12 protein-coding genes are annotated in these 14,671 nt (G+C 55.7%); 3 read left to right on the top strand and 9 right to left on the bottom strand.

Annotation, left to right across the window (positions count from 1 at the left end; translation table 11 throughout):
• The first annotated feature begins 114 nt into the window (after nt 1-114).
• Nucleotides 115-1,479 carry an ATP-dependent RNA helicase RhlE gene (rhlE, locus tag B3B59_RS18015; RefSeq protein ID WP_040076469.1) on the top strand — a complete coding sequence of 455 codons (1,365 nt, stop codon included), beginning with the start codon at nt 115-117 and terminating at the stop codon, nt 1,477-1,479.
• Between the two features lie 96 nt (nt 1,480-1,575).
• Nucleotides 1,576-3,753 carry an ATP-dependent DNA helicase DinG gene (gene dinG, locus B3B59_RS18010; protein WP_233801290.1) on the top strand — a complete coding sequence of 726 codons (2,178 nt, stop codon included), beginning with the start codon at nt 1,576-1,578 and terminating at the stop codon, nt 3,751-3,753.
• Here dinG and B3B59_RS18005 read toward each other — a convergent pair.
• The 5 genes from B3B59_RS18005 to B3B59_RS17985 all read right to left on the bottom strand — a co-directional run bounded on the left by B3B59_RS18005 (nt 3,740) and on the right by B3B59_RS17985 (nt 9,105).
• Complete coding sequence (locus tag B3B59_RS18005) at nt 3,740-4,243, bottom strand: fimbrial protein (RefSeq protein ID WP_212477382.1); 504 nt, start codon at nt 4,241-4,243, stop codon at nt 3,740-3,742. The two genes, dinG and B3B59_RS18005, sit on opposite strands and share 14 nt — an antisense overlap.
• A 5-nt stretch (nt 4,244-4,248) precedes the next feature.
• A complete protein-coding gene (locus B3B59_RS18000) occupies nt 4,249-5,238 on the bottom strand; it encodes a fimbrial protein (RefSeq protein ID WP_286809661.1) in 990 nt (329 codons plus the stop codon).
• 20 nt (nt 5,239-5,258) lie between these two features.
• Nucleotides 5,259-7,802, bottom strand: coding sequence for a fimbria/pilus outer membrane usher protein (locus tag B3B59_RS17995; protein ID WP_286809660.1), 2,544 nt, complete (start codon nt 7,800-7,802; stop codon nt 5,259-5,261).
• 24 nt (nt 7,803-7,826) lie between these two features.
• A complete protein-coding gene (locus tag B3B59_RS17990; protein WP_286809659.1) occupies nt 7,827-8,501 on the bottom strand; it encodes a fimbrial biogenesis chaperone in 675 nt (224 codons plus the stop codon).
• Between the two features lie 67 nt (nt 8,502-8,568).
• A complete protein-coding gene (locus B3B59_RS17985; protein ID WP_286809657.1) occupies nt 8,569-9,105 on the bottom strand; it encodes a fimbrial protein in 537 nt (178 codons plus the stop codon).
• A 219-nt stretch (nt 9,106-9,324) separates the two neighbouring features.
• Between B3B59_RS17985 and ybiB the strand changes: the two genes are divergently transcribed.
• Nucleotides 9,325-10,287, top strand: coding sequence for a DNA-binding protein YbiB (gene ybiB, locus B3B59_RS17980; protein WP_286809656.1), 963 nt, complete (start codon nt 9,325-9,327; stop codon nt 10,285-10,287).
• 97 nt (nt 10,288-10,384) lie between these two features.
• Here the strand turns inward: ybiB and ybiJ are convergent, their stop codons facing one another.
• The 4 genes from ybiJ to B3B59_RS17960 all read right to left on the bottom strand — a co-directional run bounded on the left by ybiJ (nt 10,385) and on the right by B3B59_RS17960 (nt 14,293).
• A complete protein-coding gene (ybiJ, locus tag B3B59_RS17975) occupies nt 10,385-10,645 on the bottom strand; it encodes a DUF1471 family protein YbiJ (RefSeq protein WP_040076463.1) in 261 nt (86 codons plus the stop codon).
• Between the two features lie 285 nt (nt 10,646-10,930).
• A complete protein-coding gene (locus B3B59_RS17970) occupies nt 10,931-11,197 on the bottom strand; it encodes a DksA/TraR family C4-type zinc finger protein (protein ID WP_212477390.1) in 267 nt (88 codons plus the stop codon).
• Between the two features lie 70 nt (nt 11,198-11,267).
• Entirely contained in the window at nt 11,268-11,945 is a 678-nt protein-coding gene (gene ybiX / locus B3B59_RS17965; RefSeq protein WP_233801298.1) for a PKHD-type hydroxylase YbiX, read from the bottom strand.
• Between the two features lie 59 nt (nt 11,946-12,004).
• Nucleotides 12,005-14,293, bottom strand: a complete 2,289-nt coding sequence (locus B3B59_RS17960; RefSeq protein ID WP_286809655.1) for a catecholate siderophore receptor Fiu — start codon at nt 14,291-14,293, stop codon at nt 12,005-12,007.
• Between the last annotated feature and the right edge of the window lie 378 nt (nt 14,294-14,671).

The raw sequence follows: 14,671 nt of genomic DNA, 5'->3' as shown, positions 1-14,671 counted from the left end.
GTCACAAAATCTGCTACACTCCGCAGCTTCGTGACATTGTGGTTTTTGTCCTGTCTATTCGTCTTATCTCCCTGAAAACTACACCTGTGACGGTCGGGGCGGTTCGGAGTTGTTATGTCTTTTGATACCCTTGGCCTGAATCCTGATATTCTGCGCGCTGTCGCAGAGCAGGGCTATCGCGAACCTACCCCTATTCAGCAGAAGGCGATCCCCGCCGTGCTGCAAGGCCGTGACCTGATGGCGAGCGCCCAGACCGGTACCGGTAAAACCGCAGGCTTTACGCTGCCGCTGCTGCAACGTCTGATCGAGAATCAGCCGCATGCGAAAGGCCGCCGTCCGGTTCGTGCCCTGATTCTGACCCCAACCCGTGAGCTTGCTGCTCAGGTGGGCGAGAACGTCCGTGAATACAGCCGCTATCTGAATATTCGCTCGCTGGTGGTCTTCGGCGGCGTGAGCATTAATCCGCAGATGATGAAACTGCGCGGCGGCGTGGATGTGCTGGTGGCAACGCCGGGCCGTCTGCTCGATCTGGAACACCAGAATGCGCTGAAGCTGGATAGCGTAGAGATTCTGGTGCTGGACGAAGCCGACCGTATGCTGGATATGGGCTTTATCCACGACATCCGCCGCGTACTGGCTAAACTGCCGGCGCGTCGTCAGAACCTCCTCTTCTCTGCGACCTTCTCGGATGAGATCAAATCGCTGGCAGAAAAACTGCTTCACAACCCGCTGGAAGTGGAAGTGGCGCGTCGTAACACTGCGTCTGAGCAAGTGACCCAGTATGTGCACTTTGTTGATAAGAAGCGTAAACGCGAGCTGCTCTCCCAGATGATCGGTCAGGGCAACTGGCAGCAGGTGCTGGTCTTTACCCGCACCAAGCACGGTGCCAACCATCTGGCAGAACAGCTGAACAAAGACGGCATTCGCAGTGCGGCGATCCACGGCAATAAGAGCCAGGGGGCACGTACCCGCGCGCTGGCCGACTTTAAATCGGGTGACATCCGCGTGCTGGTCGCCACCGATATCGCCGCCCGTGGTCTGGATATCGAAGAGCTGCCGCACGTAGTGAACTACGAGCTGCCGAACGTGCCAGAAGATTACGTTCACCGTATTGGCCGTACCGGCCGTGCTGCCGCCACGGGTCAAGCGCTGTCGCTGGTCTGCGTCGATGAACATAAGCTGCTGCGCGATATTGAGCGCCTGCTGAAGAAAGAGATCCCGCGCATCCAGACTCCAGGTTATGAAGTGGATCCCTCTATCAAAGCCGAACCGATCCAGAACGGTCGCCAGGGTGGCGGACGCGGTCAGGGCGGTGGACGCGGGCAAGGCGGAGGCGGCCGTGGTCAACAGCAGCCGCGCCGTACTGAAGGGGCAGCCGCTAAGCCTGCCAGCAAACCGCCGCGCCGTGATGGCGAAGGCAAGCCCGCCGGAGAAGGGCAGCGCCGTCGCCGTCCGCGTAAACCGGCGGCAGGACAGTAATCTGGAAGCCCGGCCGTAGAGCCGGGCTTTTTTTTTGCCGCTGGCAGGTGAACGTGCCACAATAGTGGCTGTTTATACAGTATTTCAGGTTCCCCGATGGCTTTAACCGCTGCGCTAAAAGCGCAAATTGCCGCCTGGTATAAGGCGCTGCAACAGCAGATACCCGACTTTATTCCCCGAGCACCGCAGCGGCAAATGATTGCCGATGTGGCGAAGACGCTTGCGGGCGACGAGGGCCGGCATCTGGCGATTGAAGCCCCAACCGGCGTCGGGAAAACCCTCTCATATCTCATTCCGGGTATTGCCATTGCCCGTGAAGAGCAAAAAACGCTGGTAGTCAGTACCGCCAACGTTGCCTTGCAGGATCAAATCTTCAGCAAAGACCTGCCTCTGCTGCGCAAAATTATTCCTGAGCTGCGTTTTACTGCCGCCTTTGGGCGTGGACGCTATGTCTGCCCGCGTAACCTGACGGCCCTCGCCAGCAGCGAAGCCACGCAGCAGGATCTGCTGGCCTTTCTGGATGACGAACTGACCCCGAATAATAAGGCCGAGCAGGAGCAGTGTGCGAAACTGAAAGGCGATCTCGACAGCTACAAGTGGGATGGCCTGCGGGATCATACCGATCAGGCTATCAGCGATGATCTCTGGCGGCGTTTAAGCACCGACAAAGCCAGCTGTCTGAACCGCAACTGCCACTACTACCGCGAGTGCCCGTTCTTTGTCGCCCGGCGTGAAATTCAGGAAGCAGAGGTCGTTGTGGCTAACCACGCGCTGGTAATGGCGGCGCTGGAGAGCGAAGCCGTTCTGCCGGAGCCGAAGAACCTGTTGCTGGTGCTGGATGAAGGACATCATCTGCCGGACGTGGCGCGTGATGCGCTGGAGATGAGCGCCGAGATCACCGCCCCGTGGTTTCGCTTGCAGCTGGATCTGTTCTGCAAGCTGGTTGCCACCTGCATGGAGCAGTTCCGTCCAAAAACGATCCCGCCGCTGGCCGTGCCGGAGCGGCTCAGCGAGCACTGCGAAACGGTCTACACCCACATCGCTTCCCTGAATAACATTCTCGATCTTTATCTTCCGGCAACCCAACAGGCCGAACACCGCTTCGCCATGGGGGAACTGCCGCAGGAGATCATGGCGATTTGCCAGGAGCTGGCGAAGTTGCTGGAAAAACTGCGCGGGCTGGCAGAGCTGTTTTTAAACGATCTGAGCGAGAAGACCGGCAGCCACGACGTGGTGCGTCTGCACCGGGTGTTATTACAGATGAACCGCGCGCTGGGGATGTTCGAGGGGCAGAGCAAACTGTGGCGGCTGGCCTCTATGGTTCAGGCCTCCGGCGCCCCGGTGACCAAATGGGCGACCCGCGACGTTCGCGACGGACAGATTCACCTCTTCTTCCACTGCGTGGGGATCCGCGTTAGCGATCAGCTGGAAAAGCTGCTCTGGCGCAGCGTACCGCACGTGGTGGTCACCTCGGCCACCCTGCGCTCGCTAAACAGCTTCTCGCGTCTGCAGGAGATGAGCGGCCTGAGAGAGAAAGCGGGAGATCGTTTCGTGGCGCTCGATTCGCCCTTCAACCACTGCGAGCAGGGTAAAATTGTTATTCCGCGGATGCAGTATGAACCGCTGATCGATAACGAAGAGCAGCACATCGCCGAGATGGCCGCCTTCTTCCGTGAGCAGCTCGAAAGCAAAAAATATCCCGGCATGCTGGTGCTGTTTGCCAGCGGCCGCGCCATGCAGCGTTTTCTGGAAGAAGTGCCCGATCTCCGCCTGCTGCTGCTGGTACAGGGCGACCAGCCCCGCTACCGGCTGGTGGAACTGCACCGCAAGCGGATAGAAAACGGCGAGCGGAGCGTGCTGGTGGGGTTGCAGTCCTTTGCCGAAGGGCTGGATCTGAAAGGGGATTACCTCACCCAGGTGCATATTCATAAGATTGCGTTCCCGCCGATCGACAGCCCGGTGGTGATTACCGAAGGGGAGTGGCTCAAGAGCCTGAACCGCTACCCGTTTGAAGTCCAAAGCTTGCCTGCGGCGTCGTTTAATCTGATTCAGCAGGTGGGGCGTCTGATCCGTAGCCACGGCTGCTGGGGGGAAGTGGTTATCTATGACAAACGCCTGCTGAGTAAAAACTACGGACAGCGATTGCTGAACGCGCTGCCTGTTTTCCCTATTGAGCAGCCCGACGTGCCGCCGGTAAAAAAACGCCCGACAAAACTGACCGTCGGGCGTAAAAGGAGCATCCGTGCTAAGGGGCGCAGTCCTACTGGTAAGTGAATGTCACCTGCACCACGCTGCTGAAGGTGCCGGCGGTGACGGGCAACGAGGTGGTGTAATAGCGGGCGGCGAGCGGAAAGGTCGCGGAGTGGTCGGTCTGGTCGATCAGCACGTTAAAGCTTGCCTGCGGGGCAATGAACATATTGTCCTGCGGGTCTGCAAGCTCCAGGGCCAGACCTTTGGCGCTGCCCATATTGGCGAATTTGGTGGGGTGTTGGCTGTCCGCCTGCCCGTAAAAAAAAGCGTTCGCCAGCGTAAGGGTTTTAGGGCAATGGGTCACCTTCAGGGTAAAATCCTTCCACGCGCCGGTATCCCCCACATCTTTGAAATCACTGGATGCCGCCTGGCCTAAATCAACGGTTAACGCTTTGCTGGCGCTATCAACGGTGCAGGTATTGGCATAGATATTCCCCACCATCTGCACCTGGATCTCCTCAGCATAACTCTGCGCCATTAGCGCGGCTGTCAGCAGAAAAATACGTGTTTTCATCATTATCACCGGTAGGCGAGCGTAATGGTCGCAACGGTGTTGGCCGGGCCGGGCGTGACCTCGTCGCGGGTCTGGATGTAGCGAACCTGGAAGGGAATATCCAGCGTCTGATTCTCGGTCGCCTCGCCCTGGGTAGGGACATACTGATTGAAGGTGGCGATATGATCGTCAAACAGCATTCTTACGCCGACCCCTGTGGCCATCCCGTTTTCCGGGGTGAGTTTGAGTACGCCGTCGAGACCCGGTTCATAGCCGTTGGCGCTGGTAATTTTGATCTCTGGCTGTACCGTTGAAGTACAGTTAACGGTGGCATTAAACGTTTTCGCCGGGGTAGAAAGGGTACCCACCCCGGTAAAGTCGCTGATGGGGAAATCCCCCAGGTTAACGGTCAGGTTTTTTGGCGATACGGAACAGGTGACGATGTTGAGATTGACGTTGCCGGCATAGGCAATGGAGTTAGGGCTACCGATCCCGTCGTGACCGTAAACGCCAAGCCCGAACTTGGTCTGGCTTTGCTGTAGCGTACCCGACACCACCTTCATGCTCGTTTTAATGAGCTGAAGCGAAAGGTTAAAATCAAAGCTGGCGTTCCCGTCGGTTGATACATAGCTGATGGGCGTACTGCGCGAGTCGCAATAGACGCCGCCTGCGCCGGTAATACGCTGCCCTTTATCGTTCACCAGGGCGACGCCAATGCCTTCCACGCCAGATTCATACACTCCCGCCATGCCGGGTATTTCACTGCCGGTACCGTAATAGCAGGCGACAATCTCCATCCCCCCCTCAAGGCCGTTGTCACAATGACCGGCTATATGCACGGACTGGTCAGTCCCCGGGATCGTCGATCCGACGGGAAGCGTCGTGGGCACGGAAATCGACGAAATATTAATTTGCTTCGGCATATCCGACGAGAGACAGGCCGCTTTGGCATGCGGCATAACGAGTGCGCCGGTGGCCAGAACGAGTAACAAAAGGCACTGTTTAACAAACTGCATAATCAAACCTTCAGGGTAATTTACTGACACTGCGCGGCAGCGTTAATAATGTGTGTTTTATCTTTCTCGTCCGTTAGCACGTAGTCCGCTACGCAGTGGTCGCGGGCATCCTGCCCCCAACTGACGGTCAGATGTCCGCGCTGAGGTAAACCGGTAAGCCAGGTTTGGCCATCATTGCCTACGATAAACTCGTTATCCTTGTCCTCTGTTGTCACCGTTGCGCCAAAGGGCAGCGGCTTGCCGTTGTGCGTTAGCGTCATTAATACGCGTCGACCTACGCGGGTGCTAAAGGTGGCGCGTACTATCGCGCCGCGCGTCGGGGTCACCACCTGTGCCGCATGAGTCACGTCGGCATCGTCCGGCAGGGTTTCCGTATTCAGTGCGATAGTGTTGTGGCGATAGGCGGTAACAAACGGCACCACGGTATAGCCGCGGAAGTCTGTTTCGACGCCGGTCTGGTTAGTCACTTCTGTTCCGTGGGTGCCCGGTGCTTTAACCAGCGCGATGGTTTCGCCCAGCGGCTGGCTCAGGGTCACGCCATTTGCATGGGCCACGACGCCCCCCTGCAGGCCAAGGTTGGCGGTGCGCTGGTACTTATCCTGACTGAGGCCGCCACTGACTTCGCCATAGGTGGCTTTGTAATCGGCGTTCAGGCTGGTGGAACTGCCAGCGCCGGTATTGCTGAATCCTTCCTGAACATTCCAGTTAAGGTTGTTCTGTGCCAGCGCTGTGCCGTTCAGGCCGAGGGTCTGGGTGGTGCCTTCTTTACTGTTATTCAGGTTATAGCTGGCCCAGGTGTTGTGCATCCAGCGATCGAGCGGGAGAGAGACGCTCAGGGCGAAAAGATTGTCATTGCTGACCGCATCCCCGTTTTCATCGCTGTCGTGCGTATTTTTATTCAGGCTGTAGCTCAGGCTGTAGGTCACCCCATCCCAGCTATTGTTGTAGCTGAGGCTCATGGAGGTCATATCCTGGTCCTGGCTCCAGTAACGCTCTTTCACCAGACTCAGCGTGAAGGCGCCCCAGCCCTCCGGCAGCACCTGGTCGATGGTCGCTTCAGCGCGATCCTTGCGCTGTTCTGGCGCGCTCCAGTCGTCGGAACGGGTCCAGGACTCCATCGTCTCCTGTAGCGTATAGAACCCCTTGCTGTTGTAGCGATAGCCAGCCAGCGAAAAGTTGGTGCCTGTGCCGGCAAAATCTTTGCTATACCGCACGCGCCACGATCGACCCTGGCTGCGCTTTTGTTTTTTGAGCAACGCCTTCGCCCGCGTCACGTCGATGGAGAACGCACCCAGATCGCCAACGTTTTTACCGGTGCCCAGCGCCTGGGCCTGGTAATGGCTACTCTGCTGCACGCCGCCGTAGAGGGTCATTCCGTGCGATAAACCATAGATGGCGCTGCCCTGGGCGAACGGCGTCTTTTCCACGTTGCTGTCATACGAGCGGTAACGCCCGGCGGTGACGCTGTAGCGCAGATGTTTTTCACGCTGCAAAACCGGCACTGAGGCGTAGGGCACAACTAAGTGGCGCTCGCTGCCGTCCGTCTCTTTCACCGTGACTTGCAGGTCGCCGCTGCTGCCGGTGGGGTAGAGATCATTTATCTCGAAGGCGCCCGGGGCGACGGTGTTCTGATAAATAACGTAACCGTTCTGGCGCACAACGACCTGCGCGTTACTGTGGGCGGTGCCGCGAATAATTGGGGCATAGCCTTTTTCGCTATCTGGCAGCATGTCGCTGTCGGAATTTAACTGCATCCCGGTATAAGAGACGCTATCAAAAACGTCGGCCGGGGAACTGCTCTGCCCCAGCGTCAGGTCGCTTTTCATCGCCACGATATCGCGCTGGGCATAGGTATAGACCGAAGAGAAATGGTGCTGCTCCTCGTGACCGGTGGTGCTGCGATTCCAGGTCGAGTAGTTACGTAAACGCCACGCGCCAAGGTTAAGTCCGGGGCGAAGGTTAACGTACTGGCTGCTGTTATCCGGTGTCCCTGGGATACGCGCCTGACTCTGGCTGGCCGTTGCGCTGTAGTTCAGCAAACCGGCGGTGATGCCTTCATCAAACTCCTTCGGGTCGATATAGCCACGCGGTATCTGGCCCAGCGCAGATTGCGGAATGCTCAATAGCAGCTGCTGGTGGCTGATACGAAAGGTGGCGGTCGCGGCGGGAATAGCGCCTAAATCGGCACACCCGCCTTTTGCGGTCAGTTGCGGAAAGAGGGAGGTCTTAATCCCCAGCTTTTTGAGTTCGTCCAGACTGAAGCAGGGTTGCAGCGTGCTATTACCTGCCTGCGCTTTGCGTAAGGTGAAGGTGACGTCGCGGGTAGCAATTTCAGTGTTATTAATGAAAATAGAGACCAGATATTTTCCAGGGGCCTGGCCGGGCCCTTTTTCATATATTGATAGATCGGTTTTCGCCTGCTGAGGATTATCAATATCCAGCAGCGCCGGGTTAAAGTAGTCATCCGCCGAACTTTGCTGCGCAATACAGAACATTACCAGCCCCATAAGCAGGGCTGGCAACGAAGGTATTTTCCAGGAGAACGGTTTTTTATGACTATACATAACGTATTGCGCCAGAGGCAGTAATTAGTTAATTGTTTTTGTCCATGTCTGGCTAATACTGCCGTAATCGGTAATGACCGAATACGCCAGGGTATTTCCGCTGCTATGGGCCGGCAGCGCGATATAGGTTTCGCCTTTCGGTACGGCCCAGGTCGCTTTTTTAACGTTGTGACCGTTCAGCGTCACGCTCTGGAAATTCATGTAAAACGGCGTGGGGTTATTCACCACCAGGTCATTTCCTTCCCGATGCCAGGACAACCGATCGGCAACGGCTTCCGGTTTGCCTTTCACGGCGGCAGGGCGGTAAATGAGCTTTATGCGGGTGTTGATAGCAATTTGCAGCGTGTTCACCCCATCCATTTTTTTAGAAGAGGGTATGGATTTAATATTTAGCCAGAAGAGTGATTCACGATCTTCGGGCAAATTTCCCCCCGTGCGCACCACACGCAAGACATTCTCCTCATTGCCATTCAGACGAAACAGCGGAGGGGTGATCAGGAAAGGGGCTTTGGCCAGGTTTTTACCGCCGGCATCGACCCAGGACTGCACCAGATAATCCGTATCGTCTGGATTCGAAATACCAAGAGAAGACTCCTTTTTATCTCCCTGATAGACCAGGCGCGTGCCGTTAATAATTACGCCGGCATGCGCTGTTGCGGCTACCAGTAAAAGAGAGCTCAGTAAATAACCGTGACGCATAAATATATCTCAACGTGAATAAGAGATATCAGCCCTGACACAGGCTGATATCTCTGGAGGGATCATATCAGTTATAGATAACGGTAAAGGTCGAAACAGAATTAGCCGGGCCGGCTGTTACCGTAGGCCCTGTCTGGATATAACGTCCTGCAAATTCCAGATCGTTTATCGTACTTCCCGCCGTCAGTGGATATTGACGAGAAGGGGTGTATAAGCTGACCGGTTGATCGGTAGAGTCGAGCAATTGAATTGCCACGCCGGTCGCTGCGTCTGCATCGGGTGTCAATGCCAGCGCACTGTTGTTATCACTGTCCGGGGTGCCGCCAAAATTAATGGCAGCGGAGGTGACGGATTCCGGGCAATTCTTTAGCTGAATATCAAATCGTGTCGGCGTGCTGGTGGAGCCTGCACCGGTAAAGACCGTTTTAGAGACCTGGCCCAATTCGACATTCAGCGGGTTACTTATTCCATTCACGACCTGACAGGCGGAATCGATAATTTCGCCCGTAAAGTTAATTTGTCCTTCGCCATCTGTCGCCGCCAATGCGGATGCCGAACATCCTATTGTTGCAGCAATAAAAAAACCTAAAGCAACCTTGTTCATACGTAATCCTGATTGTGTTACCTCAACAACTTTTCGCTGCTTATTTAATCAGATTGTCCTTCTGTAAGAATCTTTTGCCCGAACCACTAATATTTCATTAAGCGCTTGCATTCATTTTTTTATTGAAAAAACAGCGCATTCAACGCGGCGGATAAAAAGCTTTCGGGGCGCTGTTTATCAGGGCTATAGTGTTTACATCATGCCGGAAGGAGAGATGCCGTGGATTATCGTAAAATTATCAAAGAGGTAGGTCGTGGAAAGAACCACGCCCGCGACCTGGATCAGGAGACCGCACGTGCGCTCTATAGCGCCATGCTTAATGACGAGATACCTGACCTTGAGATGGGCAGCATCCTGATCGCGCTGCGAATCAAGGGTGAGGGCGAAGCAGAGATGCGTGGGTTTTATGAGGCGATGCAGTCACGCACCCTGCGCCTGACGCCGCCGGTGGCGAAACCGATGCCGATTGTGATCCCAAGCTATAACGGCGCGCGCAAACAGGCCAACCTCACGCCGCTTCTGGCCATCCTGCTTAATAAACTCGGCTTCCCGGTGGTGGTGCACGGCGTCAGTGAAGATCCTACCCGCGTGCTGACCGAAACCATTCTGGCACTCCTGGGCATTCAACCCACCCTGACGGCCGGGCAAGCTCAGGCCAAACTTGAAGGAAACCAGCCGGTTTATATTCCCGTCCATGCGCTTTGCCCGTCGCTGGACAAGCAGCTCGCCCTGCGCTGGCGGATGGGGGTTCGCAATAGCGCACATACCCTGGCGAAACTGGCGACCCCTTTTGAAGAGGACAAGGCGCTGCGTCTTTCCAGCGTGTCTCATCCGGAGTATGTCACCCGGGTGGCGAGCTTTTTCGCTGACATTGGCGGACGAGCGCTATTAATGCACGGCACGGAAGGGGAAGTGTATGCCAATCCGCAGCGCTGTCCGCAAATCACCCTGATTGAGCCGGCTGGTACGCGCGTGGTATGGGAAAGAGGCGAGGAGCAAAGCGAGGTGGTCTTACCGGAGGGTAAAGATCCACAGGTGACCGCCCACTGGATCATCCAGTGCCTTTCTGGGCAGGTGCCGGTGCCGCACTCCATTAAGTTACAGCTAGCCTGCTGTCTGTTGGCAACCGGGCAGGTCGAGACGGTAGAAGCGGGTCTGGCTCGCGTCGCACAGTCATTTTAGGCAAAAAAAAAGCCCGTCCAATCCAGGACGGGCCAAAACAAGGGTAATAACAACAGGGTCAATGAGGGTTGGAGCAGTGATTCAGTAAAACAGGCGATTATTTATAGATAACCGCGGTACCGCTAAGTTTGTTGTTGGTGTTCGCAGACGTGATGGTATAACCGCTTGCACCTGCCGCTGCGGCTTTCTGAGCCAGCTGCGCTTCAAGACCGTCCAGCGTGGTTGCACCTTCTGCGCTTACCACACCGATTTTATTCATGCCGCTTGCCTGAGAAGGCGAAACAGATTGTGCCGCAAAGGCACCAAAGGAAAGCGCAGACAGGGCAACAGCAGCAACAGCATATTTAATGGTTTTCATGGTTAATCTCTCGCAGGTTATTCTGTAAAGGGGACGATGTTCCGTCGATGTGATGAGTATCACGCTTTTTTGCGAAAGATAAAATCGAAGAGAATTGACGTCGTTGTTCGAAAAAATTGAATGACAAATAAGTTATTGAATATTAATAAATTCAGGACGCGTCTTTACGTATCTTCGCGCAGCGCTTTACAGACGAAACGGTAAGGGCACATTTTGCGAAACGCATGCTGAAATTTCGTGCACGTAAACGAAACCGCTTGCGTTGCGAAGAAGGGTAAAGAAAAGTCAGCGTAACTGGCTATCCTTAGATCCTCTGCGATTATATCCTGCATATCCGTTACTTTGTGAATCTTTATCCTGCTGACAGGTGATGCACAACCGTACCCCTGGCACTGCCTTGCGCCGCGCTTCAGGAATCGGGTCGCCGCACTCTTCACAGAATGCCAGACTTTCACCCTGCGGGATCTCGCCGCGCGCCCGCGCAACGGCATCTTCAATCGTACTGTTGATCTGTTGATTGACCGCGTCATCATTTGCCCAACCGGAAGCCATCGCATTACTCCTGCCTCTGTTAACCCTTCTTCAAATATGGGGTTAAAAAAGAGGCAGTCAAGGCGCGCCATCAGATTTCAGACCACTCTCGCAGCAGGTTGTGATAGAGGTTGAGTAACGACAACACTTCCTCACTTTCACCGTGACGGGTGCGCAGCGTCTGGATATTGCGGTCCAGCTCGAAGAGCATCGCCCGTTTTTTATCGTCGCGGATCATCGACTGGATCCACATAAACGAGGCTACCCGCACGCCGCGCGTCACCGGGGTGACACAGTGCAGGCTGCTGGCGGGATAAAGAATCAGATCGCCGGCCGGTAGCTTCACGCTGTGCTGCCCGAAGGTGTCGTTGACCACCAGCTCGCCGCCATCGTAACTCTCGGGTTCACAGAGAAAGAGGGTGGCGGAGAGATCGGTTCGCATCCAGCCGCTTTGCGGATGGCTACGCACGGCACCATCCACGTGAAAGCCATAGGTCTCCTGCAGCTGATAGCGGTTAAACAGCGGGCTTGAGATTTGGCGGGGTAGGGCGGCGGCAAAGAAGAGTGAGTGCTGATTGACGGCCTGTAGCACGGCGGACTGGAGCTTCTGGTACAACTCGCTCTGGGTATCGACCTGCTGATTATTTTTGACCTGCGCGCCCTGGTTGCCCACCGTCGCACGGCCATCGATCCAGGGGGCGAGCGCCAGCTGCGCGCGAAGCTGGGCGACTTCATCAGCCGTGAGTACGCCAGGAATGTGATACATCATAAGAACTTCTCCGGGAAGAGGCTGTGGGGAAAAAGGTGGGGCCGTAGCCCCACACGACATCAGAAGTGCATGTTGGCGGTTAACATCCAGGTACGTGGTTCGCCCGGATGGTAGCGATATCCGCTCTTGTTAATCGAAGAGACATACTCTTCATCAAACAGGTTATAGACGTTCAACTGCAGATCCAGATTGCGGTTGATGCGATAGCCCAGCTTCGCGTCGGCGACCCAGTAACCTTCGCTGAAGGATGGTGTGCCCACGGCGCCATCGGTGCCGCGATGCATACTGCCGATGTAACGCGCGCCTGCGCCAACAGAGAGCGCATCGGTGGCCTGGTACTGGCTCCATAAGGTGAAGGCGTGCTCCGGAGTGTATGGCAGGGAGGAGCTGCCATCCTGCGCGACATCTTTACCGCTGCGCACCGAGGCGTGCTGCTGGGTATAGCCGCCGATAATTTGCCACTGCGGCGTAATATTCCCCACCGCCGACAGCTCGTAACCCTCTACGCGTTTTTTGCCGTACTGAGAGTAAGTGCCGTCTTCGTTTTGCTCCACTTCGTTTTCAATATCGGTACGGAACACCGCCGCCGAGAGCAGCAAGCGTTTATCCAGCAGCTCCCACTTGGTGCCAATCTCGCTGGTTTTCGCTTTCTGCGGTTTAAAGTCGGTACGGTTAGCGCTGCTACCGGTGCCCCCCTGGGCCAGCGCGAAATTGCTGCCCCCCGGTGGTTGCTGGGAGATGGCATAGTTGAGGTAAATATTGCCATTGTCAGTCAGATGGTAGAGCGCACCCGCTTTCCAGTTCACCAGGTTACCGGATTTCGCCGTATCGACGGTGGTGACCGGCGACCCTTTTGCTACGCCCGTCGGGCAGGCGACCGCACCGCGCCCGGTACCGCCGCAGCTGCTGGCGCTGTCATATTCGGTACGGTAGCTGTCGAGACGAATACCGCCGTTCAGCTCAAAATCACGGGTAACTTGCAGGGTATCAAAAGCGTAAATGCCGAAGGTATCGGTCTGGCCGTTGGCATTCGCCCCATTGCGGTTGAGGCCGCCAATATGCACGCTGCTGTCCGGGTGATAGAGATTGACCGCCGGCGGGGAAATGGCATTTACCCCGTAGTTGGTCTGGGTTTCGCGTGTGAACTCGACCCCTGTGCTGATGTCATGGCCCACCGATCCGGTAAAGAATTTGGTGGTCAGGTTGGTCTGGTTAGTCAGGATCTTATTGCTGACATCTTTGGTGTTGGCCAGGCGTGACCAGGTCCAGCTATCCACATTGTTAGGATCCGGCCGGGTAATGTTATTGGCGCCGCCCATCACCGCCGTCATCAGATAATCCTGCTTCACGCGCGACCAGCGGGTGGTGTTACGCAGGGTCGTGACGTCGTTGATGTCGTGTTCAAAGCGCAGGGTGGCGGTATCGGTGGTGGAGTCGTCGTAATCGGAATCCGTACCGTAGAAGTTATGGGTATCCACTTTGCCAGCGCCATTCAGCGCCGAAGTTGCGGCATTGGGGGCCGAGTAGCCCGGCAGACCCACGGTCGGAATGCCCCCGTCCGGAGTGTTGTGCTGCGTGACGTGGAGGTAGTTCAGATAGAGACGGTTTTCCGTACCCAGCCCCCATGCCAGCGACGGTGCCACACCGTAGCGTTCATTTTTAACGTTATCGCGGCCCGCGTCGTGGGTCTTTTCACCCATCAAATTGAGGCGAAACGCAGAGGTCTCGCCCATTGTCTGGTTGATATCCAGCGTGCCCCGGCGCATATAGGCGCTGCCGAGACTGGCTGAGGCGTCGATGCCCGAGTCCAGACGCGGCTGCTTGCTGATCATATTAATCGAGCCGCTTGGCGCGCTGCGGCCATAATCGCTGCCGGACGGGCCCTTGATCACCTCGACCTGCTCCGTATTGAAAGTGTCTCGCGATACGCTGCTGATATCCCGAATGCCATCTACATAAATACTGTTTGAGGTGTCCACACCGCGCATATAGACCGCATCGCCGGTAGTCGAGTTACCATTCTCACCCGCAAAAAAGGCGCCGACGCCCGGCACGTTTTTCAGCGCATCGGTCAGGTTGGTCACCCCCTGATCCTTTAATACCTGCTCAGAGACTACCGTCATGGTGCGAGTGGTGTCGGCGATGGGGCGCGCAAACTTCGGATCGGCGGAGTGGGTGGGGGCATACAGAGAGGGCGGTTGAGCTTCAACCACCAGCGTATCGTCAGATTTTTTATCGGTTTGATCCGCAGCAATAGCGGTAGCGACAGGCGTCAGGCCGATACACAGGCCCGTGAAGAACGTCAGCGAAGAGAAGCTGCTGAACGGAGTATTGCGATTGTTTTCCATATTGTTTAGCGACTTATAATTTTTAGAATCACATTTCATTACGTCTATGCCACGCGAATACAGTAATGAACCTACAAATGATAATAATTGTGATAAACATTATCATTTGGCGTGACTTTTTATCACTCTCCTGAAAAAAATGAAATACATAAATTTACATTAGCTACTAAAAATCTTCACATTACTGCATCGCTGCCAGCACCCTTATGCGCAGGGGTGGCATCTTGTCTCTGAACTTTCCGTACCTCTTTTCGGCGATAAATTATAATTCAGGACAGCAAGCCAGCTTAGGCTGCCTCTGGCGCAGTGCCTCTCGCTTTTGAGTCTGGTCTAATGCGATGAGCAACAGGGGCAAATAAGGGCAATGCGATAACCCGA

The organism is Leclercia sp. UBA2479, assembly GCF_002341985.1.
Taxonomy (GTDB): Bacteria; Pseudomonadota; Gammaproteobacteria; order Enterobacterales; family Enterobacteriaceae; genus Enterobacter; species Enterobacter pneumoniae.
Note: the sequence above shows the minus strand (reverse complement) of the source record. Positions and strands in the feature narration are given on the sequence as shown.